At 42.8% G+C, this 25541-nt stretch carries 24 protein-coding genes; 9 read left to right on the forward strand and 15 right to left on the reverse strand.

Features of this window, described 5'->3' with window-relative positions; genetic code table 11:
- The 6 genes from thrS to FPZ42_RS10860 all read right to left on the reverse strand — a co-directional run bounded on the left by thrS (position 1) and on the right by FPZ42_RS10860 (position 6645).
- Positions 1-1926: a threonine--tRNA ligase gene (thrS, locus tag FPZ42_RS10835; protein WP_146271233.1), complete on the reverse strand. Its 1926-nt coding sequence runs from the start codon at positions 1924-1926 to the stop codon at positions 1-3.
- Between the two features lie 233 nt (positions 1927-2159).
- Positions 2160-3110 (reverse strand): D-2-hydroxyacid dehydrogenase, encoded by a 951-nt coding sequence (locus FPZ42_RS10840; protein ID WP_186458744.1) that lies wholly within the window; start codon positions 3108-3110, stop codon positions 2160-2162.
- A 76-nt stretch (positions 3111-3186) separates the two neighbouring features.
- Positions 3187-4254 carry a 3-phosphoserine/phosphohydroxythreonine transaminase gene (gene serC / locus FPZ42_RS10845; protein WP_146271235.1) on the reverse strand — a complete coding sequence of 356 codons (1068 nt, stop codon included), beginning with the start codon at positions 4252-4254 and terminating at the stop codon, positions 3187-3189.
- A 177-nt stretch (positions 4255-4431) separates the two neighbouring features.
- Complete coding sequence (gene rpe / locus FPZ42_RS10850; protein WP_146271237.1) at positions 4432-5082, reverse strand: ribulose-phosphate 3-epimerase; 651 nt, start codon at positions 5080-5082, stop codon at positions 4432-4434.
- An 82-nt stretch (positions 5083-5164) separates the two neighbouring features.
- Entirely contained in the window at positions 5165-5821 is a 657-nt protein-coding gene (locus FPZ42_RS10855) for a 3-oxoacid CoA-transferase subunit B (RefSeq protein WP_146271239.1), read from the reverse strand.
- Between the two features lie 128 nt (positions 5822-5949).
- Entirely contained in the window at positions 5950-6645 is a 696-nt protein-coding gene (locus FPZ42_RS10860) for a CoA transferase subunit A (RefSeq protein ID WP_146271241.1), read from the reverse strand.
- Between the two features lie 223 nt (positions 6646-6868).
- On the opposite strand from FPZ42_RS10860, the gene FPZ42_RS10865 reads away from it, so the two are divergent.
- Positions 6869-7423, forward strand: a complete 555-nt coding sequence (locus tag FPZ42_RS10865) for a hypothetical protein (protein ID WP_146271243.1) — start codon at positions 6869-6871, stop codon at positions 7421-7423.
- 124 nt (positions 7424-7547) lie between these two features.
- On the opposite strand, the gene FPZ42_RS10870 is transcribed toward FPZ42_RS10865, so the two are convergent.
- The 3 genes from FPZ42_RS10870 to FPZ42_RS10880 are packed head-to-tail and all read right to left on the reverse strand — an operon-like array spanning position 7548 to position 11364.
- Positions 7548-8615, reverse strand: coding sequence for a GDSL-type esterase/lipase family protein (locus FPZ42_RS10870; protein ID WP_146271245.1), 1068 nt, complete (start codon positions 8613-8615; stop codon positions 7548-7550).
- Between the two features lie 6 nt (positions 8616-8621).
- Positions 8622-10982 carry an endonuclease MutS2 gene (locus tag FPZ42_RS10875; protein ID WP_146271247.1) on the reverse strand — a complete coding sequence of 787 codons (2361 nt, stop codon included), beginning with the start codon at positions 10980-10982 and terminating at the stop codon, positions 8622-8624.
- Entirely contained in the window at positions 10963-11364 is a 402-nt protein-coding gene (locus FPZ42_RS10880) for a DUF4296 domain-containing protein (protein ID WP_186458745.1), read from the reverse strand. The genes FPZ42_RS10875 and FPZ42_RS10880 overlap by 20 nt, the downstream gene beginning before the upstream one ends.
- A gap of 41 nt (positions 11365-11405) precedes the next feature.
- On the opposite strand from FPZ42_RS10880, the gene FPZ42_RS10885 reads away from it, so the two are divergent.
- The 4 genes from FPZ42_RS10885 to FPZ42_RS10900 all read left to right on the forward strand — a co-directional run bounded on the left by FPZ42_RS10885 (position 11406) and on the right by FPZ42_RS10900 (position 14714).
- Positions 11406-12086 (forward strand): YggS family pyridoxal phosphate-dependent enzyme, encoded by a 681-nt coding sequence (locus FPZ42_RS10885; RefSeq protein WP_146271250.1) that lies wholly within the window; start codon positions 11406-11408, stop codon positions 12084-12086.
- Between the two features lie 91 nt (positions 12087-12177).
- The gene (locus FPZ42_RS10890; protein ID WP_146271252.1) at positions 12178-12648 is read left to right on the forward strand and encodes a GNAT family N-acetyltransferase; all 471 of its coding nucleotides are present in this window, start codon (positions 12178-12180) and stop codon (positions 12646-12648) included.
- Positions 12645-13457 carry a DUF3298 and DUF4163 domain-containing protein gene (locus FPZ42_RS10895; protein WP_146271254.1) on the forward strand — a complete coding sequence of 271 codons (813 nt, stop codon included), beginning with the start codon at positions 12645-12647 and terminating at the stop codon, positions 13455-13457. The genes FPZ42_RS10890 and FPZ42_RS10895 overlap by 4 nt, the downstream gene beginning before the upstream one ends.
- Entirely contained in the window at positions 13458-14714 is a 1257-nt protein-coding gene (locus tag FPZ42_RS10900; RefSeq protein WP_146271256.1) for an aspartate kinase, read from the forward strand.
- Here FPZ42_RS10900 and FPZ42_RS10905 read toward each other — a convergent pair whose 3' ends face one another.
- The 5 genes from FPZ42_RS10905 to FPZ42_RS10925 all read right to left on the reverse strand — a co-directional run bounded on the left by FPZ42_RS10905 (position 14715) and on the right by FPZ42_RS10925 (position 18991).
- Positions 14715-15422, reverse strand: a complete 708-nt coding sequence (locus FPZ42_RS10905; protein ID WP_146271258.1) for a DUF92 domain-containing protein — start codon at positions 15420-15422, stop codon at positions 14715-14717.
- Between the two features lie 83 nt (positions 15423-15505).
- Entirely contained in the window at positions 15506-15688 is a 183-nt protein-coding gene (locus FPZ42_RS10910) for a hypothetical protein (protein WP_146271260.1), read from the reverse strand.
- A 168-nt stretch (positions 15689-15856) separates the two neighbouring features.
- A complete protein-coding gene (locus FPZ42_RS10915) occupies positions 15857-16174 on the reverse strand; it encodes a DUF6686 family protein (RefSeq protein WP_261382276.1) in 318 nt (105 codons plus the stop codon).
- 92 nt (positions 16175-16266) lie between these two features.
- The gene (locus FPZ42_RS10920) at positions 16267-16890 is read right to left on the reverse strand and encodes an HmuY family protein (protein ID WP_146271262.1); all 624 of its coding nucleotides are present in this window, start codon (positions 16888-16890) and stop codon (positions 16267-16269) included.
- Positions 16891-16909: 19 nt separating this feature from the next.
- Complete coding sequence (locus FPZ42_RS10925) at positions 16910-18991, reverse strand: TonB-dependent receptor plug domain-containing protein (protein WP_146271264.1); 2082 nt, start codon at positions 18989-18991, stop codon at positions 16910-16912.
- A 261-nt stretch (positions 18992-19252) separates the two neighbouring features.
- Between FPZ42_RS10925 and FPZ42_RS10930 the strand changes: the two genes are divergently transcribed.
- Positions 19253-20056, forward strand: a complete 804-nt coding sequence (locus FPZ42_RS10930) for a helix-turn-helix transcriptional regulator (protein ID WP_186458746.1) — start codon at positions 19253-19255, stop codon at positions 20054-20056.
- Here the strand turns inward: FPZ42_RS10930 and FPZ42_RS10935 are convergent, their stop codons facing one another.
- Positions 20057-20617 carry a DUF6252 family protein gene (locus FPZ42_RS10935; RefSeq protein WP_146271268.1) on the reverse strand — a complete coding sequence of 187 codons (561 nt, stop codon included), beginning with the start codon at positions 20615-20617 and terminating at the stop codon, positions 20057-20059.
- A gap of 209 nt (positions 20618-20826) precedes the next feature.
- Between FPZ42_RS10935 and FPZ42_RS10940 the strand changes: the two genes are divergently transcribed.
- The 3 genes from FPZ42_RS10940 (at position 20827) to FPZ42_RS10950 (ending at position 25540) form a co-directional block, all read left to right on the forward strand.
- Positions 20827-21972 carry a methionine aminotransferase gene (locus FPZ42_RS10940; RefSeq protein WP_146271270.1) on the forward strand — a complete coding sequence of 382 codons (1146 nt, stop codon included), beginning with the start codon at positions 20827-20829 and terminating at the stop codon, positions 21970-21972.
- Positions 21973-22019: 47 nt separating this feature from the next.
- Positions 22020-22799 carry an amidohydrolase gene (locus tag FPZ42_RS10945; RefSeq protein ID WP_146271272.1) on the forward strand — a complete coding sequence of 260 codons (780 nt, stop codon included), beginning with the start codon at positions 22020-22022 and terminating at the stop codon, positions 22797-22799.
- 71 nt (positions 22800-22870) lie between these two features.
- Positions 22871-25540, forward strand: coding sequence for a GH92 family glycosyl hydrolase (locus FPZ42_RS10950; protein ID WP_146271274.1), 2670 nt, complete (start codon positions 22871-22873; stop codon positions 25538-25540).
- The last annotated feature ends 1 nt before the right edge of the window (position 25541 follow it).

The following is a 25541-nucleotide window of genomic DNA, read 5'->3' on the forward strand; positions in this document are numbered from 1 at the left end:
TTATACTGTTATTTCTTTAATTATTTGTTGTTTAAAATCTTCAATGCTCATGCTACCCAGATCACCCACACCATGTCTACGAACAGAAACCAACCCCTCGGCGGCCTCTTTTTCGCCTACAATAAGCATGTAAGGGATCTTTTTGACTTCAGCATCGCGTATTTTGCGACCGATTTTCTCGTCTCTAAAGTCAATGAGCCCGCAAATATCAGAATTTTTTAACTCATCTGAAAGTTTTTTTGCATAATCCTCATACTTTTCTGAGATAGGCAAAATGGTAAATTGCTCCGGAGATAACCATAATGGGAAATTACCTGCACAGTGCTCTATCAACACCGCCACGAAACGCTCCAACGAACCAAACGGCGCGCGGTGGATCATTACCGGGCGGTGCTTCTGGTTGTCACTGCCTGTATATTCCAGCTCAAAACGTTCGGGCAGGTTGTAATCTACCTGGATGGTACCCAATTGCCATTTACGGCCAAGGGCATCTTTCACCATAAAATCAAGTTTAGGGCCGTAAAAAGCAGCTTCACCGTACTCAACTACAGTTGGCAGGCCTTTCTCTTCAGCAGCTTCAATAATAGCTGCTTCGGCCAGTGCCCAGGTCTCATCGCTGCCAATGTATTTAGCTTTGTTATCGGGGTCACGTAACGAGATCTGTGCAGTGTAGTTATCAAAACCCAAAGCACCAAATGTATAAAGCACCAGGTCGATAACTTTCTTAAACTCGTCCTTAACCTGGTCAGGACGGCAAAACAAGTGCGCATCATCCTGAGTAAAGCCTCGTACCCGGGTTAAGCCATGCAACTCGCCGCTTTGTTCGTAACGGTAAACGGTACCAAACTCAGCAAAGCGAACCGGCAGGTCTTTGTAAGAGCGCGGTTTTGTTTTATATATCTCACAGTGGTGAGGGCAGTTCATCGGTTTTAACAAGAACTCCTCTCCTTCCTGCGGCGTTTTTATAGGTTGGAAGGAATCTGCACCATATTTCTCGTAGTGGCCAGAAGTGATGTAAAGGTTTTTATGACCGATATGCGGTGTGATAACCTGCTCATAACCGGCTTTAACCTGCGCATTTTGCATAAAGCGGGTTAAACGCTCACGCAGGGCAGCACCTTTAGGCAACCACAACGGTAAACCCATACCTACCTTTTCGCTGAAAGCAAAAAGCTCAAGTTCTTTACCCAATTTACGGTGATCGCGTTTTTTTGCTTCCTCAATCAGGTGTACATAATCTGCAAGCTCACTGGCTTTAGGGAAAGTTACACCGTAGATACGGGTAAGCTGTTTACGGCTTTCATCTCCACGCCAGTATGCGCCACCCATGCTCATCAATTTAACAGCTTTGATATGGCCGGTATTAGGGATGTGCGGTCCGCGACAAAGGTCGGTAAAGTTACCTTGGCTGTATAAAGTTATAGCGCCGTCTGCAAGGTCTTTTATCAGGTCGAGTTTATACTCGTCGCCTTTTTCAGTAAAGTATTCAATAGCATCAACTTTGCTCACCGGTTTGCGAATGTAATCGCTTTTAGTTTTCGCAAGCTCGATCATCTTGTCTTCGATCTTTTTGAAATCGTCTGACGAGAATTGAATGTCACCAAAGTCAACATCATAATAGAAACCTGTTTCGATTGCCGGACCGATACCGAATTTTGTGCCCGGATAAAGTGCTTCAAGTGCCTCGGCCATCAAGTGAGCTGATGAGTGCCAGTAGGTAGATTTACCCTTGGCATCATTCCAGGTCAATAATTTTACGGTTGAGTCTTGTTCAATGGGGCGGCTGGCATCCCAAACTTCGCCGTTTACTTCGGCAGCTAATACGTTACGTGCTAAGCCTTCAGAGATAGACAACGCTATCTGCATAGAGGTGATCCCTTTGTCGTATTCACGAACGGAACCATCAGGAAGTGTAATGTTAATCATCTACAACTATGATTTAATTTTATAAATAAATATTAAACATAAGATCACATACTACCGCGATCTTTTCAATTGCTGCAAAAATATAATTTTATTTATACTGTGGATGTAAATTGTGGCTTTTCCAAAGAAGAGCAAATTTCTGGCAAAGGCGTTAAAGAGCGGATATCAACCAATATCAAAAACAAAGGCCCTTGCAGTTGCAAGGGCCTTGTATGAGTATACGTTGATAAGGATTATCCTTTAAAATGCTGAATAATTAAACTTGCCAGCTCAACGCCTATACGCTCTTGCGCCTCATTGGTAGCAGCACCGATGTGCGGTGTAAGCGATATCTTAGGGTGAGACAAGATATCCTGACGAGGGTTTGGCTCGTTATCGAAAACATCAAGCGCGGCAAATGAAACTTTACCGCTGTCTAAAGCAGCCAACAAATCTGTTTCATCGATAAGGCCACCGCGTGAACAATTTACCAAACCAACACCTTTTTTCATTTTCTCAAATTCAGCTGCAGCGATAAGTGCCTTATCAACAAATGGCGTGTGCAGGGTAATAAAGTCAGCGTTAGCGATGATCTCTTCTTTAGTTGCAGTTTTAACGGCTACTTTGGCAACATAACCACCGCCCAATACAACCTCAACTTCAGGGTTGAATGGGAATACGTCGAATGCTAAAACTTCCATACCTACACCGATAGCAATTTTGGCAACCTCGCGACCGATACGGCCAAAACCAAGAATACCCAGAGTTTTGCCGCGCAGCTCAACACCTTTGGCATAAGCTTTTTTAAGGTCGTTAAATTTTGTAGCGCCATCTACCGGCATTTTGCGATTGCTATCCTGCAGGAAACGTACACCTCCAAAGAGGTGTCCAAAAACAAGTTCGGCAACTGAAAGCGATGAAGATGCAGGGGTGTTATAAACACCTATACCTTTTTCTTTCGCGTAATCAACATCGATGTTATCTACACCAACGCCACCGCGACCTATCAGTTTAAGGCCCGGACAAACGTCAATTAATGCTTTACGCACTTTGGTAGCACTACGCACCGTAATGGCGTCGTACTCCTGTAAGCGTCTAGGTAACTCGTCCTGCGGAATGTTATTGGTATCCACTACAAAACCGGCATCCTCAAGCATTTTTTTACCTATCGGATCGATACCGTCATTAGCTAATATTTTGATCATTACTATTAGTGATTAGAGGTTAGAGACCAGAGATCAGGAAAAGAGAACAAATCTCTAATCTCTGATCACTATACAATTATTTATTCTTTTCAGCAAACTCGCGCATGGCATCAATCAGCACGTAAACGCTGGTGATTGGCAATGCGTTGTAAATTGAAGCACGGAAACCACCCACACTTCTGTGACCTTTGATACCTACAATACCTTTTTCGTCACATAATTTCAAGAAGGGTTTTTCAAGTTCTGCGTTCTCCATAACAAAGCAAACGTTCATGCGTGAACGGTCTTCAGGTGCTGCAACAGCTTTGAATAGCGGGTTGCGGTCAATCTCTTCGTATAATACACGCGCTTTTTCGTTATTTTCTTTCTCGATAGCAGGTACACCACCTTTTGATTTTAACCATTTCAGCGTTAGCATAGATACGTAAATGGCAAAACATGGCGGGGTATTGTACATTGAGCCACCTTCTATCTGCACCTGGTAGTTATACATTGCAGGTATCTTACGATCAGTTTTGCCTAAAATATCATCTTTAACAATTACCAAAGTTACACCTGCAGGCCCCATGTTTTTTTGTGCACCCGCGTAGATCAAACCAAAATCGGCAACGTTTACCTCGCGGCTAAAAATGTCTGATGACATATCGCAAACCATAGGTACAGGCGACTTAGGAAACTCCTGCAACTGCGTGCCGTAAATGGTATTGTTTGATGTGATGTGGAAATAAGCCGCATCAGTTGGTATGGTATAATCTTTAGGGATGTATGTGTAATTGCTTTCTTTTGAGGAAGCCACTACTTCAACATTACCAAAGAATTTCGCTTCTTTTAGCGCTTTGCTTGCCCAAACGCCGGTATCAAGATAAGCAGCTTTACCGCCTTCAGGCAATAAGTTATTAGGTGCTAATGCAAACTGGGTGCTTGCACCGCCTTGTAAAAATAGTACCGAATAACCTTCGGGTACGTTAAATAGTTCTTTTACTAACGCAACAGCTTCATTCAGCACTTCTTCAAATTCCGGTGAGCGGTGCGATATCTCCAGTAAGGATAAACCTGTTCCGTTGAAATCAAGTACAGCCGCTGCTGCCTGTTTGAATACTTCCTGAGGCAATATGCCGGGTCCGGCACCGAAATTATATTTCATAACTAATTTATTATGTTGGTTTATTAAGTTTGTACTAAGACGCGCCTAAGGTAGCTAATTCGACAAAAATTATAGACTTTTTTTACATTTTTTTAAAATATCACAACAATCATCAAATAGTGGTTTTAACGAGTATGCGAACAAAAAATGTAAGCCGAAAAATTTAGCAGGGGGCAGCTATAGATGCTTAAGTTGGGATATAGCGAGTGATGGATCACTTGCGGAGAACACTGAACTACCTGCTACCAACACACTTGCGCCTGCCTCAACCAGCTTGGCTGCGTTACCGATATCAACACCACCATCAACCTCTATTTTAAGATTGGGATTTGCATTTGCAGCGAGTGTTTTAACCTGTGCGATTTTGGTATAAGTATGTTCAATAAATTTTTGGCCACCGAAACCGGGATTTACCGACATGACCAAAACCATATCCAGGTCGGCGATAATATCTACCAAATTAGCAACGGGCGTTGCAGGATTGATAGCTACCGAAGCTTTACAGCCTAATTGTTTGATAACCTGAATAGTACGATGCAAATGCGGACAAGCCTCGTAATGCACCGTGATACTATCCGCTCCCGCTTCCTTAAAATCTTTAAGGTAACGGTCGGGATCAACGATCATCAAATGAACATCCAGCGGTTTTTGAGCATGCTTTTTAATAGCCTTTATCACCGGGAACCCAAAAGAGATATTTGGCACAAACATACCGTCCATTACGTCCACATGAAACCAATCGGCCTCGCTGGCATTTACCAGTTCGATATCTCTTTGCAGGTTTGCAAAATCGGAAGCTAATAAAGAAGGCGCTATCAAATGGTGCATGCGGTAAATATAGGGATATTTTAAAGTTTGCAGTTAAAAGTTTGCAGTTAGCGATGTTAAACTGCCCACGGTTAACTGAAAACTATATTACCATTTCCGGCACATCTCCATCAATTAGAAGCTTGCCTGCGGTTGCGTTTTTGATCTCCTCAACGGAAACGCCCGGAGCGCGTTCCAGGAGTTTGAATCCCCCATCAGGCATAACATCTAATACAGCTAATTCGGTCACTATTTTTTTAACGCATTTAATACCGGTTAAGGGCAAGGTGCAATTGGGCAAAAGTTTTGATTCGCCTGCCTTGTTAACGTGCTGCATGGCCACAATAATATTCTCTGCCGAGGCCACCAGGTCCATAGCCCCTCCCATTCCCTTTACCATTTTGCCGGGAATTTTCCAGTTGGCAATGTCGCCGTTCTCAGAAACCTCCATAGCGCCTAATATCGTCAGGTTGACTTTCTTGGCCCTTATCATCCCAAAACTCATGGCCGAATCGAAGACCGCAGAGCCGGGTAGTTTGGTTATGGTTTGTTTACCGGCATTGATGGTATCCGGATCTTCTTCACCTTCGAACGGAAAAGGCCCCATGCCTAATAAACCGTTCTCAGATTGCAGCACTACATCAATGTTGTTAGGAATATAATTAGCTACCAGCGTTGGTATGCCAATACCAAGGTTAACGTAATAGCCGTCTTTAACTTCTTTTGCTATGCGTTTAGCGATACCTTCTTTATCTAACATAGGTCTATTAGCTTATTAAATTATAAGATATGTCATTGCGAGGAGCATCAGCGACGCGGCAATCTCATAATCGGTTCAAAGTGCTTGTCCTTTAAGATTGCATCGTACCTCGCAATGACGCGTTGGTGTTACCGTTTTCTTACTGTTCTTTGCTCTACTCTTTTCTCGTAATTCTCACCTTTAAATATACGGTGCACGTAGATGCCGGGCGTATGGATATGGTCGGGATCTAATTCTCCGGGTTCAACCAGTTCTTCCACTTCGGCGATGGTTACTTTACCTGCCATAGCCATAACAGGATTAAAATTGCGGGCTGTTGAGCGGTACACCAGGTTTCCCATGGTATCTCCCTTCCAGGCTTTAACAATGGCAAAATCAGCATCAAAGGCCATTTCCATCAGGTAATCTTTTCCGTTAAATTTCCGCACTTCTTTGCCCTCAGCTACTTCGGTGCCGATACCTGCAGGCGTAAATATGGCAGGCATGCCATAGCCGGCTGCCATACAGCGGGTTGCCAAGGTACCCTGGGGGATAAGTTCTACCTCAAGTTCGCCGCTAAGTAATTGACGTTCAAATTCAGCATTCTCCCCTACGTATGATGATATCATCTTTTTAACCTGCCTGTTACGCAGTAACAAACCTATGCCGAAATCATCTACGCCGGCATTGTTAGATATGCAGGTAAGATCTTTTATACCGCTTGCCGCCAGGGCAAGTATGGTTTTCTCCGGCAGGCCGCACAAACCGAAGCCGCCCAGCATCAAGGTCATGCCGTCTTTGATATCGTTAATGGCTTCCTGGGCACCACTGACAACTTTATTCATGTTTATAATTGGTTATTGGCAAATGTAGGTTTTTCAAACAAATACTATGCATGCATAATAACTTTTTATATATGTGTTTTGTTCACGTTCACAGCATGAACACTTGTGAACATCGTGAACGCTCATGAACACCCTTTCAGCTTGTATTTATTTACTTTGAGTTAAATAATGCAAACAATTAAAAAATTCAAACCTTATTACTATACATCAATCTATAAACAAAATGGAACGTAATAATAGCAACGACAACCAGAAGCCAAATGCTTACCGTGTTGAGGACGATGATAATTTAGAGGAAAAAGATCTGCGCCGTGAAGCCTTTATGTTCGGCAGCGAAGAAAAAGAAGCTAACAAACCAGCAATGGAAGGCCAGGGATATGGCGGACAAAGCTTCGGTGACGATAGCAACACGCCATCAGGAGATGATGCAAATAACCCATCACGCAACGCCGGGTATAGCAACGATTATTTTAAACGTACCGAACCTGCCGAAGAGCATCCTGAATTTAACAACTTTAAGGATCCTAATCAATTAGGCCAATCAAACTTTACGGAAGCTTCAGGAGCCGTACCGACCGGGCAATCTGACGAAGAAAACAGTGCCACAGAACAAGACACTGAAGAAAGTAATCAAGAGGGAGACGAAAATAAAAACGAACAGAACCTTAGCTACCAGGAAGGTACGGCCGATAATGACGGTTCCCAAACCGGTGTAAACTCCGATGGTGACATAGCCGGCAACCGCGAATTACCTGATCAGCAAAAAGTTGGGGAATAATTTTGTGAGAAGTTAGATAACTCACTCGCATGAAGCTAAATGTCATTCTGAGCGACAGCGAAGAATTTATTAAGCGGTATCGCACGCTAAAAGGTTCTTGTCCCTCAGAATGACATTTCTATTTTTACCATTTAAAAGTGGTCTTAATATAGGCTATCAGATCTTCGCCCATTGCTTTTTGTTCTGCAACGCTTGGGTGGCCTGGCGTATTCTTAAACGCAAAAAAATGAGTGTATATCCCTTTGTCATTTAATCCGGCAACAGCTTTCTCTATGTAGCCCGGCCATGGCGAGCCTTCTTTAGTTGCGTCCATCGAACCCAATGCACATACTATTTTGGCTTTAGGATATTTAGAACGAATGTTTTTAATAAATGCCTGATAGTGGCTGATAATGAACTCCGGTGTGGGTGGCGTACTCCCAAACTGCTTTTTAAATTGCTCGTTGTCTTTGGCTTTAGTTAACCACGAATCATTCTGGAAGAGATTAACAACAACGATCTCGGGCGTGTACTTACTAAAATCCCATTTCTCATCGCCGTGTGCATAAATCTTATCGTAAATGTTGGGCATCACATAATCAAACCAGCTGATCACGATGCCAATACCGCTTTTAGAGATGCAGTGCATATCGGCATTAAAATACCGGGCAGCTACGTTGGCATAACTGGCGTAGCCATTCTCATAATCATTGTCACCGCGGTCTTTGCCCGAAGTATCTTCGTCTGCCATGCCACAGGTTATAGAATCGCCATAGTATTCAATACGGTGCTTATAAGTTGGTGGGGCAAGCAGTTTGCCATCTATATTAAAACCACAAAACAAGGTTCGGCCCCAATCGTATTCGGTACGTTTAAACAATTCAAGCTTGTGTTTACCTGCAGGTAACCCGACAGCCAAAACGTATTCGTTTTGGCCTTGCTTAAGTTTAATCACCTGAACAACCTTGTCGTCTACAATAACATTGTAGTAATTGAGACCCTTCTCGTCATTCAAGGTTGCTTTTACAGTCGTGCCGTTAAAGTTAATTATGATGGCAGCGGCCGTCCATGACAGCTCAGCCGAAGTATCTCTTACTGATGTGCGACCCATATAAAAGATCTTAGGGTCTTTGAAGTTGACAATAGTTTGGGCTTTTGCAACATAGTCTGCAAAAACCAAAGTCAGTAAAAAAATTAAGCTCAACTTTTTCATCGCTACTTATTTTAAATACACATATGTAATACCATCACCGCCCCTGTCTGCATGCTCATCCTCCATCCTATCTACCTGCTCATACTTTTTAAGATACTGTCGTATCATTTTACGTAAGATACCATCGCCTTTGCCGTGCAGAATCTTAAGATTGTTAAAGCCCATCATCAATGCGCGGTCAAAAAGCTTTTCAATGGCATGCAAGGCATCCTCGGTACGCATACCCCTCACATCAATTTCCGGACTAAAACTGGCCATATCGCCTGTTTGATTATTGCCGCGACGGATCTCTTTGGGTACTGATGCACGGGTAACTTTTTCAACCCGTTTCTTTTTTACCACGGTACGCAGGTCGCCCATGGCAATTACTACGTTGTCTTTTATTACTTCCATCACCTGGCCGGTGGTGTCACCATCGATCAGTTTTACCCAGTCCCCGGGTTTAATTTCTTCATCCGTGGCAGCGGCATTCGCAGGGCTTTCAACCTTAACGGTGTTTTTCTTTACCTCATTATTAAGATTTTCTCGAAGGGAGCGTGTAACCTCCTTATCGGCATTGCTGCTCTTAATTTCGGCAATGGTATTTTCAACAAGTTTGTTTGCGTTAAGTATGATGGTTTTTGCTTCCTGCTTCGCTTCGCGCAAGAGGTTCTTGCGGTTCTCATCTAAAAAGGATTTTAACTCTTCATTCTCTGCCAGTAAGGTATTCACACGTCGCTGCTGTTTATCCAGCTTTAGTTTGGTGTCAAATATTTCCTTCTTCTCGCGCTCAAGGTCAACCAGTAGGCTATCAACCTTTTTTTGCCCTGCGCTTATTTTGTTTTTCGCCAAGTTAAGCACGTTTTGAGGCAGGCCAATTTTCTGCGCTATCTCAAAGGCATAAGAACTACCGGGTTTGCCTACCTCAAGCATGTAAAGCGGCTGCATTTCGGTATTGTTAAATAACATTGATGCATTCTCTATCCCCTCCGTATTGCTGGCGAAGATCTTCAGGTTTGAGTAATGGGTGGTTACCATACCCCTTACCTGTTTATTGTTTAAAGCTTCTAAAACAGCTTCGGCAATGGGGCCACCAAATTGCGGATCGGTACCGGTACCAAACTCATCTATCAGTATCATGGTTTTGCCGTTGGCATCTTCCACAAACTTTTTCATTTTAGAAAGATGAGCGCTGTAAGTACTTAAGTCGCTTTCTATAGATTGATCGTCACCTATATCAACAAACAATTGTTTGAATACGCCAGCTACACTATCCGCGCTCGCCGGTATCAGCAAACCTGCCTGCACCATCATCTGAAGCAGGCCAACCGTTTTCATACAGACCGATTTGCCTCCCGCGTTAGGGCCTGATACTACGATTATCCGCGTACTATCGTCTATAGAAACATTGAGTGGTACTACCGATTTGTGCTCCTTTTTAAAATTGAGGAACAACAATGGATGCCTTGCATTTAACAGGCGAAATTTTCCTTCATTAACCAATTTCGGCATTTCTGCTTCAATCTCAATGGCAAACAATGCCTTTGCCCGCACAAAATCAAGCTTGGTTAACAATCCATGGTAAGATAATAGCAAAGGTACATAAGGCCTCAGCTCATCTGTTAAGGCAGTGAGTATTTTGATGATCTCGCGGCGGCGCTCAAATTCCAGATCGCGAATGAGGTTATTGAGCGAGAACACCTCCTCCGGCTCCATATAAACGGTTTGGCCCGAAGCAGATTCGTCATGGATAAAACCTTTAAGTTTACGTTTGTTCTCGGCCAGTAAAGGGATGCACAAGCGGCCATCACGTACGGTAAGCGAACCATCGGCCGTCCAGTTGTTGGCTGATGCCTGCTTAAACACCTGGTCTATTTTTTTGCGCGCTTCCTGCTCTGCCTTGGCAATACCTGACGTTATTTCCATCAGCTCACGTGATGCATTATGACGGATCTTTCCCTTAGGGTCTATCACCTGGTCTATCTTGCGGATAATGGCTTTCTCAATGGGCAAATGCTCAAACAGTGCTTCCAGGTTAGGGTAAATACCTTCCCGCTCATTAAAATAGGCTATCACTGCAAAAACAGTGTTAAGTGATGCCAGTACCTGGAAAAATTCTTCTTCAGATAAAAAGGCGCCTTCTATTTTGGCTTTGTTGGCGAGCGATTTTATATCATAAAAATGATTGATGGGCAGTGCATCATCGTTCTGTAGTATATTCTTAAATTCGTTTGCCTGATTTAAAAATTTCAAGATCAGGTCGTAATTGGTCATCACCTGTATCTTGTTCACCATGTCTTGCCCCATGGTGCTCAGGCAGTGCGCTTTTATAAGTTCTTTTATCTCGGTAAAACCAAGTTTATCTGCGCTATTCTTGGGGTACAGCATTAATTTGAGGCTTTTGTTGGGTAGCACCGGGCTTTTTCCCGGCTTTTGTAATCGAGTCGAGTTTTGCCTTTAGCACTTTATCAACTTTTTCATATATGCCCTGTATCTTTTCAGGGTCTTGCGTATAATATTTGTAGCTGTCGTCAAACTGTTTTTCACTGATGTGATGTTTTTTAAATACAGCAATATATTTTTCTCTACCGTATTTATAAAGCGTGTCTGCTACGGGCGTAACGGTATATAGTTCGCCATCAGTTAAATGTAATTCGGTTAACAGATTAACCATTTGCGGTTCTGCTACAACATCAGCCGGCGGTGCCGAAGCCTGTTTACATGCAGCAAATAGCAATACTGAAAAAAACAAGGTTATATATTTCTGCATTCTGTAATTTAGCGGCGTTTTAAACACAAATTTACGGATTAATGAGCATTGCAGATAATATAAGGAACCTAAAAAAAGAGACCGAGCAAATAGGTGTGACATTGTTAGCAGTTTCAAAAACCAAACCCATAACGGATATACAGGAAGCTTATGATGCAGGCCAGCGTTTATTTGGTGAAAACATTATTCAAGAACTGGTTGAAAAACAGCCTCAACTCCCTGCCGATATAGAGTGGCACATCATCGGTCACCTGCAAACCAACAAAGTAAAATATATTGCGCCTTTTATAAGCATGATACAATCTGTTGATAGCATTAAATTGATACAAGAGATAAACAAACACGCTGCCAGGGCAAACAGGGTGATTGACTGCCTGCTGCAGGTTTACATTGCCGATGAGGAAACCAAATTCGGCTTAGGTTTTGACGAGGCCATTGAGATGTTACGTAGCGAGGAATTTGCTGCATTAAAGAACATTCGTATACGCGGGCTAATGGGTATAGCTACTAATACTGATAACGAAAAACAAATAAAAGAAGAATATTACGAGCTAAAAACTTTCTTCGACGGGATTAAAACCAGCTTTTTCAGGAAGGATGATACCTTTGACACGGTATCAATGGGAATGTCATCTGATTACAAATTAGCTATTGAACAGGGCAGCAACATGGTGCGCCTGGGTAGCACCATATTTGGAAACAGGGCTAAAAAAGCCGTCTGAGATCAGGATTTACAGAATTTCTGAACTCGAATTTTAGAATAGAAAGAATTTATTGAATTGCAGAGTGATTTTTTAATGACCCGTTGACCCAATGACAGAATTTAATCTCCGTGTAGCTGTAAAAGAAGATTGCCTCCGTTTAATGGAACTTATAAAAGAGCTGGCTTTATTTGAGCGTGCGCCCGATGAAGTTACCGTTACGCTTAAAGAATTTGAAGAAGCCGGGTTTGGGGCAAAACCAGTATGGAAAGCTTTTGTTATTGAGATTGATGGCTTAGTTGTTGCTTTTGCCTTGTATTATGTACGCTATTCTACTTGGAAAGGGAACCGGCTTTATCTTGAAGACCTGATAGTAACCGAGGAGCATCGTGGTAAGGGATTAGGGAAGTTACTGTTTGACAGGTTGTTTCAGGAAGTAAGGGAACTTGGGTTTAGCGGCATGGTTTGGCAAGTGCTTGACTGGAACGAGCCTGCTATTAATTTTTATAAAAAATATGGTGCCGATCTTGATGCCGGATGGATCAATGCATCGTTGTCAAAACAACAAGTTGCTAACCTATGAAAAACATTGCTACACCTGCCCTATTTGCCTTTATGCTTGGCTTTGCAGCCTGCCAGTTTGGTACCGACACCAAAAAAGAGAAACACGATATTTTTACCGACACGCTGGTTTACAATTACCAGAAAATTCACGAGCGTGCACCCGATTGCGGTGAAAAGGCAGATAGCGCCTGTACGGTAGTGAACATCAATTACCCGGTATTCAAAAATATGCCGATGCTGAACGATACTATTGTAAAGAAAATTGCTCAGTTGGTGATCATGGACGATAACAGGCCTGATAAAAATTTAACTGTAATGGCCAAAAAATTTATCCAAAGCTATCTTGACTATAAAAAGAAAGAGCCATCAAGGGATATGTTTTACACCATGGATAGCTACGCCAAGGTGCTGATGCAGGATTCTGCTTTGATCACGCTTGAATACGGTGGCTTTAACTACCAGGGCGGCGCACATGGTTCAACTTTTACAGGCTTTATCAACTGGAACCCTAAGGCCGGCAAAAAAATTATGCTTAACGATATTATTGCCGATGGCAAGTATCCTGAACTAACCAAGGTAGCCGAAGGGATATTCCGCAAGGATGAAAAGCTGAGCGATACCTCTTCCCTTGCGCGAGATTACTTTTTTAAGGACAACAAATTCGCTCTGAACGATAACTTTTCGCTAACGCCAATTGGGCTGAGGTTTGTTTACAATCCTTACGAGATTAAACCTTTTGCTGCAGGCCAAACCGAATTAATTATTCCTTATCCTTCCATCAAAAATATATTGCGGCCAAATTCCGCTGTTAGTCAATACGTAAAATAAATGCTTGTATTTAAGTTCGGCGGTGCATCTGTTAAAGATGCGCAGGGTGTTATTAATCTCGGTAAGGTAATTAGCAACTACAGAAATGAGCAATTGCTGGTAGTGGTTTCGGCGATGGGCAAAACAACCAACGCTTTAGAAAAACTTACCCGTGCTTATTTCGACGGCAACGGCGATGTGCATAACGTTTTTGAAGAGATAAAGGAATATCACTACCAGATACTACATGAACTTTTCGGCGATCATCATCCTGTTTTTGACGAAGTAGCGAATAACTTTGTTGAGATAGACTGGATGATCGAAGACGAGCCGCATGATGATTACGATTTTATCTACGACCAAATTGTTTCCATCGGCGAACTTGTATCAACCCGAATTGTAAACGCCTGGTTCAACCACCAAAACTTTTCCAGTAAATGGATCGACGTACGTGGATATATCCATACTGATAACACTTACCGCGAGGGCGTGGTTGACTGGGACAAAACCTGTATCAGCATTAAAAAAGATATCCCTGCCCTATTATCAAAAAGCATTGTTGTTACGCAGGGATTCCTGGGCGGCACTTCTGAAAACTTTACGACTACACTTGGTCGAGAAGGTTCTGATTACACAGCCTCCATATTTGCAAGTTGCCTGGGTGCAGAATCTGTTACTACCTGGAAGGACGTACCGGGTATCTTAAATGCCGATCCTAAGCTTTTCGCTGATACCGTGAAATTTGAAGAACTAAGCTACCAGGAAGCGATAGAGATGACTTACTATGGTGCGAGTGTTATACACCCTAAAACCATTAAGCCATTACAGAACGCAAATATCCCGCTGCTGGTAAAACCGTTTATGGAACCGACAGCCGCGGGAACCATTATTAAGGAAGGCGCCGTAAATAAATTTAAGAAGCCGGTCATCATCGTAAAGAATAACCAGGTTTTGATATCCATTTCTGCTGTCGATTACTCTTTTATCTCAGAAAGCCATCTGAGCGAAATTTTTGCAGCCTTTGCTAAACACCAGGTAAAAGTGAATATGATGCAAACATCAGCCTTGAGTTTTAGCGCCTGTATCGATCACATTCCGGAGCGCTTTGAACGTCTTTTAAGTACATTAAAACAAAAATTTAAAGTGAAGTATAACAACGATTTAAAGTTAATTACTTTAAGGCATTATACAGATGTTGCTTTACAAGATGTTACCGCCGGTCAATCTGTCCTGGTGAAACAAACCAGCCGAAATACGGCACAGGTAGTCGTCAAATAATTAAAGCTGATAGAGCAGCCAAACTATAATTGCGGCTGCAAATGTATTGATAGCATTAACAGTGTTGTTACCGATACTGCCTCTGCGCTCTAAAGTTGCACCAAGAATGGAATCAATAAAATTACCACTTACCCCCGCAGCAATTATCAAATAAAAAGCATTGCTGAAACCAAAGTAAGCAACATACATTAAAGCGATAATCGCTGAACCTATTACTCCGATCAGCGTACCTTCTAAACTGATCACGCCGTCTTTGCCTCTTTCGTCGGGTTTTGAGGTTAGGATGTTGTAGAAGCGTTTACCGTAAACAGAACCTAATTCTGAGGAAAGCGTATCTGCTGTTGCCGAAGCAAGAGAACCAGCCATCATCATTTGAAAAACTTTAGCATTAGAAGGAAATAAAAATGCAAATACGCCGCATACGGCAGCAATTCCACCATTGGCGACCACCTGCCATAAATTACGTTTTTGCTGATGGTGTTCGTTGGGTAAATTACTCTTTAATTGCTTTTTATGGGCAGTTGCTAAAGTAGCTAAGATGAAAAAAGCAGCCAGTTCTGTTATCCCGGCCATGCCGGCGCCAATGTAGATGAGAATCGCTGTTAACCCGCCGGCTAAAGCTCCATTAACGGTAAGCTTTTTTGCCTTGTAAACTACAACTACTGCAATTATAAGTATGATCAGGAAGACTATAGTGTTCAGGGGCATCGATCAAAATTAAGCAAATAAGCCAAAAGCTTATTAACAAAAATGCCCCGACTTAACCGGGGCATCTTTATTTGATTAAAATATTAATCTTGCTTCTTTTGCGGCTTATGCGCACTGTCTTTGCTTGATGTTTGGTCTGAGCGCTGGCCACCGCCATTGCTGATACCTTTTGATTTTTGTACTTCTCTTGCGTTGTTAAACGAACGGTCGGCAATAGGATTACCCTGATGGCCATTGCTGTTGTTTTTCAGATCCTGAGTTTTCATAATCGATTGTATTTAATTCGGGAAGGCTAAATGCGCTTCTGCATGATAAAATACAACAATGGTGCCGAGATGCTTGTAGGTGATTAGAGATTTATCGATCAAAGATCAGGTGTGTTAGGTAAGTGTGAAAATTTAGACTGCTAATAGCTAATCACTGCTACCCATTAACTAAACTAACAACGCATGTATCTCCAATAGGTACAAGCTTTCCACCATGGCCGAATTAAAGTCGTCCCATTCCTCCCTGGTGAAAACAAAGTTGATATCCCGGTTTGGCGTACACAAGACAACTCTTTCAGATCCATCCGGAAACGGAAAACTCCGGTCTTCAAAACTCATATCATTGGTAAACTGCTGAAACGAGTTAAACTGTGAAGGCGAAAAGCAAAGCAGCAGATTATGATGCCAGATATTTAACATGCCACAATCAGGGCAATGGCTGATAACCGTAGCGCCTTTTTGGGTAAGGATGATGGTTTCGCACATAAGCGTAAATGTTTTGATATTGTGCCTGTAATACCCGCGGCAAACGCTCAAAAGCCGCGGGTAAACAGGACTTTCTATCAACTAACCAATTGTTAATTCAATTTAGCGCTACCATCTGCCTGGTAAGCGAATTTAAAAGTGTAAAATCTTGATGGTGTTACAGATTCGCGTGCGGTAAAATCGGCAAAGGCTGCTGTGGTAACATCCGGGTTACCTTTGTAGTAGCTTTTCATTTCAAGCTTGGCATAATTACCGGTTGATGTTTTGATGACGATTATCTTACCGGCTACAGGTAGGATAGCATGGTTGGGAACGGAATTAGTAGCCGTGTATAAATACCAACCATTAACTGCTTTTGCGCCGGTAGCATCTGTTTTGTAGCCGGATGTTGGTGCTGTTGTTAAACCGTCAAATGTATTGTCAACAACCTGTGCCTGCACATTGCCCGAGCCGGATGATCCGCTATTTACGTAGATGCTGGTGGTGGAGAATTTAAGATCCCATTTACCGGCCGTCACATCATCCGCGGTAGCCTGTTTATTGTCGCTTAGGCGGTAGTAAACATCGCCCTTGCTGCCGTCAAGATCGGTTACAGTATTTACGGTTAAGGTTGCTGCCTTTGCAGGTTCAGGCGATGAATTATCCTTTGTGCATGATGTATTCGCAATTGCTACGAAACCAAAGATTACTAATGAAAGGGTTTTAAGTTTATTCATGTGTATAAGTGTTATGTAATTAGCTTTTGTTAAAGTTGTAAGTGATACCGGCGTAAAGTAACCGGCCGGGTAAGTTGCTTATGGCAATAGGATTTTTGTAATTGCCGATATTATCTGCCGTTACCTGTACGCGCAGTTGGTTCCTCATGAAAAATTTGGATACAGAGGCATTGAACAGCACGTATCCCTTCACATATTCATCCGGGCGGTTCACTATGCCATTGCCGTCCAGATCCGAGAAGCCGTATCTGCCTCGGTAGATCGCCCTTAAAGAGGTAATAATGCCCGTCTTTTCATCTTCGTAGGCAACGCGTGCGTTAGCCATGTAGCGCGACCGATTGAGCAAACCACCATACATACTGCGGGTAACCTTTACGGTTTCGCGAGTTGCAGGGTCTATACTAAAAACTTTTCCTTGTTTTATACGATCGAGCACGCTTTGGTCATAAGCTTGGAGGTATTGGAACCCGCCGCTAACCGTCCAGTGTTTTAGAAATTGATAACTTAAATCAGTTTCTACCCCTTGCGTGTAAACATTGTGGATATTGAAGTAAGAGAAAACAGATTGTCCATTATTTTTAATGGCTATCGGTTGCGAATCTATCAGGTCGCGGATATTATTCCGGAACGCGTTTGCAGTCCACATTAAGCCCGACACAGGTTTATAGCGAAAGCCAAAATTGTAGGCAGTAGAACTCTCGGCGTTCAACCGTTGTAAGGTCGATGGGTCTATCAATACGCTTTGGATCTGCCCGGCATCCTGCAGCTTTTTCAGTTCGCTGGCTGCTTCTTCATAACCAAACACACTGTAACCAACTACTGCATTGGTAAAATTGAGGTATAACTGCCTGAAATCAGGCGCTTTGTAGCCTTTGCCTGTTGAAGCAAGAACAGTAAAATTTTCCGTAAACCTGTAACTTGCTGCCAGTTTAGGGCTAAACTGATTTCCGTAAACGCTATGTGTATCGTACCGGCCGCCAGCAATTACGTTTAATTTTTCAATCGGTGTCCAATCGGCTTGGCCATACAGGTAACCCGAGTTAAATGTCTTTTTATCATTGTAGCGTGTTGCCAAAACACTTTCGTTTTGTGCGCCTGCGCCTGCCGTGATCCGCAAACTTTGTAATAGCTTATAATCGCCCTGCAATTCTGCACGATTAAAATTCTGGTCGAAAAATGTTTGGTCGTAAATTGAGCCATCAGCCTGATTGTTTAGCAATGACTTTGTATTGTAGCTGGTATGGTAAAGCCTTACGTCACCTGTAAACGCATCTGTAAACTTATGAGTAAGACCCGCACTGGCTGTCAGGTTTTTTTCCTTGCCGTCACCGCTTATTCGATTGTTGTCCACTAAAAAGTTATTATCAGCAGTGCTATTATAATTGCGTAACTGAACGGTGATCCTGGTAGCATTGCTAAACTTGTATCCCAGCCTTCCATTTAAGGTATAATTGTAAAATGGAAACACTGTTGCACTGCCGGACTGTGGTTGTAACGAATAGCCGCTGCTGCTATTGCGGTTAACAAAGCCCGATAGCGATAATCTTGAATTGGCGTAACCTCCATTTAGCGATATATCTGCATTTTTATTGTTACCGTACCGGGCACTTACACTACCAGAAGCACCTTTGGGTGGTGTTGCCGATATGATATTGATTACTCCGGCCATGGCCTCACTGCCATAGAGTGACGATACAGGCCCTTTCACAATCTCTATCTTATCAATGTTGTTGGCTGTTATGCGGCTTAGGTCCAGGATACCTGTAGTACGGCCTATCAGCGGCAGGCCATCAAGCATGATCATGGTGTAATCAGAATTAAAGCCCTGTAGCTGTATCCCCTGCCCATGAGCGTCGGGCAGTACACTTAAACCAGTTTGTTCTGCGAGTATCTCATTAAGGTGCACCATGCCACGGTTCTTTATTTCTTTGGCGGTAATAATAGAAACCGGCATCGGCACTTGCATCAGGTTTTTGTTTGTACGTGTGGCTGTCACTACTACTTCTTTCAATTTCTTCGATGTGTCGATATGAGCAGTATCCGCCTGTTGCGCAATTGCATTCGCAGAGAAAAATACCAGGCAGATAAAAATAAGTTTCATTTATTTAGACTAATTATAAATAATGATGCAAATTTGCAGTATTGTTGCTTTGGTGGGTAACGCCAAACGGATTGAAAACAACGCGAAACGGATTTTATGCATCTAACCTTTACGTCAGCCGCGTCATCAATACAAATTCTTAAAATTGGATGTCAAGACGATATAACGAACAATGATTTTCAGCAATTTCAAAAGGTTATAAATGCTGATTGGGGATCGTGTGATACTAAGCAGCTGTGCTTCAATGGGGTTTCCGTTTGCATGCTGGATATTGAAATTTCAGCTGAATGCAAGCTCTATATAGAGCCTGAAAAATACCACTGGATGATGACGTTTGTATTAAGCGGAGATCTGGAAGCTGATTTCTCCGATAATAAGAGGTTGAAATTGATTCCCGGCAATTTTTACAGTTTTAACTGCCTCGAATTTAAGAGAGAGATAAGGATTGATACATCCGGACAGATAATGCTGATTGCCCTAACAGACAAGTTTATGCAGCAGTTATTGAGCCCTAAGATCATTGAAGGCATTTCATATCACAGCAGCAACATTCACGTCTTGGCGCATGGCAGTTTTCTGAATACACGGATGCAACCCATATTTATGGACATTATGGATGACGGCAAACCCGATTACATTCGCCGGATATTAATTGAAGCAAAAATATTAGAACTGCTGTCTATGCAGCTTCATCAGGCCAATGATGATAAAATAACGGATGCTTTCAACGAGGAAGATGTTAAACGCTTAAACGAGGCCAGGCAAATCGTAGCGGCCAATTTGCAAACGCCATGTTCATTGATAGACCTTGCACGCCGAACCGGACTTAATGATTTTAAACTAAAAAAAGGATTTAAAGCCCTGTTTGGCCAAACTGTATTTGGTTACCTTAACGAGATGCGAATGGAAACGGCCTACAATTACTTGCAGGCCGGCAAAACAGTTGGTGAAGTAGCCGAACTTGTAGGCTATAAAAATGCACACCACTTCACCGCTGCGTTTAAAAAGAAGTTCAGTTTTTTACCCAGTCAGGTTACAAGGTCAAATGTCAATAAGCCATTGTAATTATTGGCGAATAAACTGGTACGGAATTTTAAAACTACCGCCGCTTACACCTACCAGGTCTGCAGAAATTATGTTGCCATTACTGTCGTAATTATTTTTTGAAGCGTTAAAATAAAAAGTCCCGCTGATAGTTTTGCCTGCCGAGTCTAAGGCGGTCACCGTAACATTTCCATCGCCGGGTTTTATCACACCATAAGGTGCAAATACATACGCACCACTGCTGTTTTTTATTTGGGTAGAATAATTAAAGGTGTTTATGCCGTTAGCATCAGGCAGATAGCTGCCGCCTGTGAAATTTTGGTTATTTACCGGGCTAACATCCTGTATGCTTATATCAATCTGCTTTTGCGCTTGTGTACCGGTAAAGTGGAACGTTTTAGTCTTAGCGGTTGCATTGTAAGTGATGGTAGCCGAAACCGTATCGGGCGTCCAGGTACTGCCGCCTATGGTTGCTTGTAAAACCGGTGTTGGTGTGACTGTTTCTGATGTGCTACTTTTTTTACAGCTGAATAATGAAAATGATAAAATTGCGATTACAGGGATGCGATATTTCCGGTTCATTGTTAAGTTATTTTGGGGCTAATGTATTGCGAAACGATGATTTCCACAGGATATTTCACACTCTTTAACATTTGAGGCTTTTGTATCATAAATGGTACAATCGAAATAAATTATACAATCAGCCGCACACGAACGGTGGTTTACCGAATGCCCATTAATTTCAAAAAAAGCATACCCTTAACAACAAATACCGTTATTTTAGCCGCCGTATGATACCTGTGATTTCTAAATTACCCCAAACGGGTACAAACATTTTTACCACCATGTCGGCACTCGCGGCTGAACACGATGCCATCAATTTGTCACAAGGGTTTCCTGATTATTTCTGTTCTCCGGAGCTCATAGAATTAGTTAACAGCGCCATGATGGCCGGGCATAACCAGTACGCCCCAATGGCCGGGCTTCCTGCATTACGAGAGCAAATAGCCATCAAAACAGAAATGCTTTACGGCGCCGTATACAACCCGGATACCGAAATAACGGTTACAGCCGGTGCAACGCAGGCTGTTTTTACTGCTATAAGTGCGGTAATACACCCCAACGATGAGGTTATTATGTTTGAGCCTGCATACGATTGCTATGCACCTGCGGTTAAACTAATGGGGGGCGTGGTAAAATCACTCGAATTAGAACCGCCAGACTACCGGATTCCATGGGACATGGTAAAAAGACTGATCACCAACAAAACCAGGATGATCATTCTAAACTCGCCACATAACCCTACGGCGACCATTCTGAGCAAGCAGGATATCGACGAACTTACGGCATTAGTCAAAAATCAAGATATTTTGATCTTAAGCGATGAAGTTTACGAGCATCTGGTGTTTGATGGCCAGGAGCATTTGAGTATGGCCCGTTACCCCGAACTGCGCGACCGGAGTCTGATCATCGCATCCTTTGGTAAAACGTTCCATGCTACAGGCTGGAAAATGGGTTACTGCCTCGCCCCTGCTAACCTAATGCAGGAGTTTCGCAAGATCCACCAATTTTTAGTGTTCAGTGTAAACACACCGATGCAACATGCTTTAGCAGAGTATTTAAAAAATGAGGATCATTATTTAACCCTGCCAGGCTTTTTTCAGCAAAAGCGCGATCACTTCAGGCAAGGTTTGGAACAAACACGTTTTAAACTTTTACCATGTGCGGGTGCCTACTTTCAATCGGTAACATATGATGCCATTACCGATGAAAAAGACGTTGATTTTGCGGTACGCTTAACCAAAGAGATTGGCGTAGCTGCCATACCGGTTTCGGCATTTTATCGTAAGGGCCTGGATAGGCACGTACTCCGTTTTTGTTTTGCCAAAAAGCAAGAAACGCTTGATATTGCCGTTGATAGACTATTGAAGGTTTAACCTGATGTAAAACTTTACGTTTAACTTTATATCAAATAAAACAATCTATGGATAACTTAAAGATCACCGTTTACCAGGGATACCTGTTTTGGGAAAACATTGATAAAAACCTTCAGAACATATCTCTCAGGTTATCCAATATCCGCGAGAAAACAAATCTCATTATACTGCCGGAAATGTTTAATACCGGTTTTACGATGAATGCCCCTGAGCTGGCCGAACCCATGGATGGCAAAACCATGCAGTGGATGAAAAAAACGGCTGAGAAATTTGATGCGGTAGTTACCGGTAGTTTGATCATAAAGGAAGACGAAAAATATTATAACCGCCTCATATGGATGCGGCCTGATGGCACTCACGAAAATTACGACAAACGTCATCTATTTGCCTTAGGCAAAGAACATAACACTTATACCGCCGGAAAAGAAAAACTGATAGTAGAGCTTAACGGCTGGCGTATTTGCCCTGTTATTTGTTATGATCTGCGCTTCCCTGTATTTTTGCGCAACACGCCGGAAAACGAATATGACCTGCTCATTATTGTTGCCAATTGGCCTGAAAAACGCGCGTTGCACTGGCGTACATTGATACCAGCCCGCGCTGTTGAAAATCAATCTTATGTTATAGGAGTTAATCGTGTTGGACACGATGGTAATGAAGTTTACCATTCAGGCGATTCAACCTGTATAGATCCAAACGGCAACGTAGTTTATTACAAACGCGATGAGGAAGACGTTTACACGTTCTCTATCATCGGCGACGAGGTGAAGAAAGCCCGCCGTGCTTTACCTTTCTTAAAAGACGCAGACCGTTTTGAGATAGACTGATCAAGTTTTTATTCCTCAATATTAATTTTAGTACCTTAAACTCGTAATTTGCAGGTTTAAAATCCTGTTGAATGAAACTTGTTTTTCGTGGGGCGCTGCTGCTAACAGGCCTGTTCCTTACATCTGCATCGTTTGCACAAAAGAAAAAGTTAGATCTTGCTAAGTTTGTTGATCCGTTTATAGGCACAGGCGGCCACGGCCACACCTATCCGGGTGCAGTGCTGCCATTCGGCATGGTGCAGTTAAGCCCCGATACACGCTTAGAAGATTGGGATGGTTGTTCCGGTTATCACTATACCGATACCGTTGTTTATGGCTTTTCGCATACTCACCTTAGCGGTACTGGTATCCCCGATCTTTGCGATGTGCTGTTTATGCCTACCACCGGCGAACCACAATTTAAGAACACCGATTATCGCTCTGGTTTCAAAAAGAAAAATGAGAGCGCTTCCCCGGGATACTACCATACACTGCTTGATAAATATAATATTGAGGTTGAGCTAACTGCCACCACACGCGCCGGTGTGCATAAATATGATTACAATGGTGCCAAAGAGGGCAACATCATCATAGACCTTAAACATCGCGACGAGGTACTTGACTCTTGGATAGAGGTGGTTAACGATCATGAGATACGGGGTTTCCGCAGGTCAAAGTCATGGGCTACAGATCAGCATGTTTATTTTTACGCAAAGTTCTCCAAGCCGTTTAAAAGTTATGGCATTGCATTGAATGATGAATTGCAGAAAGGCAAGAGTAAAATTGAAGGCAAGAATGTGAAAATGTATGTCCGCTTTGATGATCCCGGCAGCGTGATCTCCAAGGTGGGTATCTCTTCTGTAAGCACTGACGGAGCATTAAAAAACCTTGATACTGAAGTAAACGATTTCGATTTCAAAAAAGTAGTCAAAACGGCGAAACTGGCCTGGAATGATGAATTGAACAAGATACAGGTTGAAGGTGGCGCACCGTCTACAGCATCACAAAGTGAAATGTCGAGTGGTTATAGTCCTTATGGCTATAACAGGCCAACAGCCAAAACAAAAAAGCAGCAACCTCAAGTAAATTATGCCAAAGAGAAACAGGTAATGTTTTACACGGCATTGTACCACTGCTTTTCGGCACCAAGCTTATATAGCGATGTGAATGGCCAGTACCGTGGCCTGGATAACAAAATTCACACAGCTGAAGGGTTTAATTACTACACCGGGTTCTCGTTATGGGATACTTACCGCGCAGAGAACCCATTGCTGAACATTATTGACCGCAAGCGAACGCTGGATTTTATCAAAACATTTTTAGCGGTTTACGAACAAGGCGGTGTATTGCCGATATGGCCTTTGGCTTCAACGGAAACTAACTGCATGGTGGGTAACCACAGCATCCCGGTTATTGTTGACGCCTACGCAAAGGGCATTCGCGATTTTAACGCAGAAGAAGCATTCACTGCAATGAAGGCGGCCGTTAACCGCAAACAATTTGGTATTGATAATTATGTACAAACTGGTGCTGTACAGTCTGACGTTGAACATGAATCGGCAGCCAAAACCCTGGATTATGCTATTGACGACTGGTGTATTGCCCAAATGGCAAAAATGCTGAACAAGCCCGATGATTATAAAACATACATCAAGCGTGCTCAATATTGGAAGAACATCCATAACAATCAAAACGGCTTTATGCAAGCGCGCGAGAACGGTGGCTGGTACATGCCTTTTGAGCCCACAGAGATCAATAACAATTACACAGAAGGCAACGCCTGGCAGTACAGCTTCCTGGTTCCGCAGGATGTTGAGGGTCTGGCAAAAAGTTTAGGTGGTGCCGATAAATTGGAAGGTAAACTTGACGAGCTCTTTACCACCAGCTCAAAACTCAGCGGCCGCCAGCAGGATGATGTTACCGGCCTGATCGGACAGTATGCACACGGTAACGAGCCAAGCCACCATATCGCCTACCTGTACAACTTTACCAATGCCTCTTACAAAACGCAGTATTATGTAAACAAGATCTTGCGCGAGCAATACAGCGCCCAGCCTGATGGCCTGTCAGGCAACGAAGATTGCGGTCAGATGTCGGCCTGGTATGTGATGAGCTCATTGGGGTTGTATAATGTAATGCCCGGCCAAAATCAATTTCAGATAACCTTGCCGCAGTTTGAGAAAATTGTGCTTAACCTGGAAAACGGCAAAACGTTTACCATCAGCAATCCCGGCGCAACCGTAAACAGGAATAACCTGTATATACAAGGTATGAACCTTAACAAAAAACCTTACAGCAAGCTCTATTTAAATTACGATGACCTTGTCAAAGGTGGAGATTTTGAAGTATTCAGCGGTACGCTTGCTAATAAGCTTTTTATGCAGGACCTGGAAAAACCAACATCTAAGATCACGGACGAACTTATAGTGCCCAACCCATATATCACCGGTAGCAAAACATTTAAACAACCCATTACTGTCGAAATAGGTTGCGCAGATGCTGATGCTAAAATCTATTACACAACCGACGGCAGTACCCCTACTGCGCAATCAACGCTTTATACCAAGCCAGTTCCGGTTGCCGTAACAACCACTATAAAAGCAGTTGCCATTAAAGATGGCAAAAGCAGCTTTGTTGATGAGGCTACCTTCAAAAAGATCCGCAATGACATCAGCATTAGCATAATTAATAAGTACCTGCCAAACTACGCGGCGCAAGGCGATGAAACGCTTATCAATGTTATACACGGTACCGCCAACTAGC

The organism is Mucilaginibacter achroorhodeus, assembly GCF_007846095.1.
In the GTDB taxonomy this organism is placed as follows: domain Bacteria; phylum Bacteroidota; class Bacteroidia; order Sphingobacteriales; family Sphingobacteriaceae; genus Mucilaginibacter; species Mucilaginibacter achroorhodeus.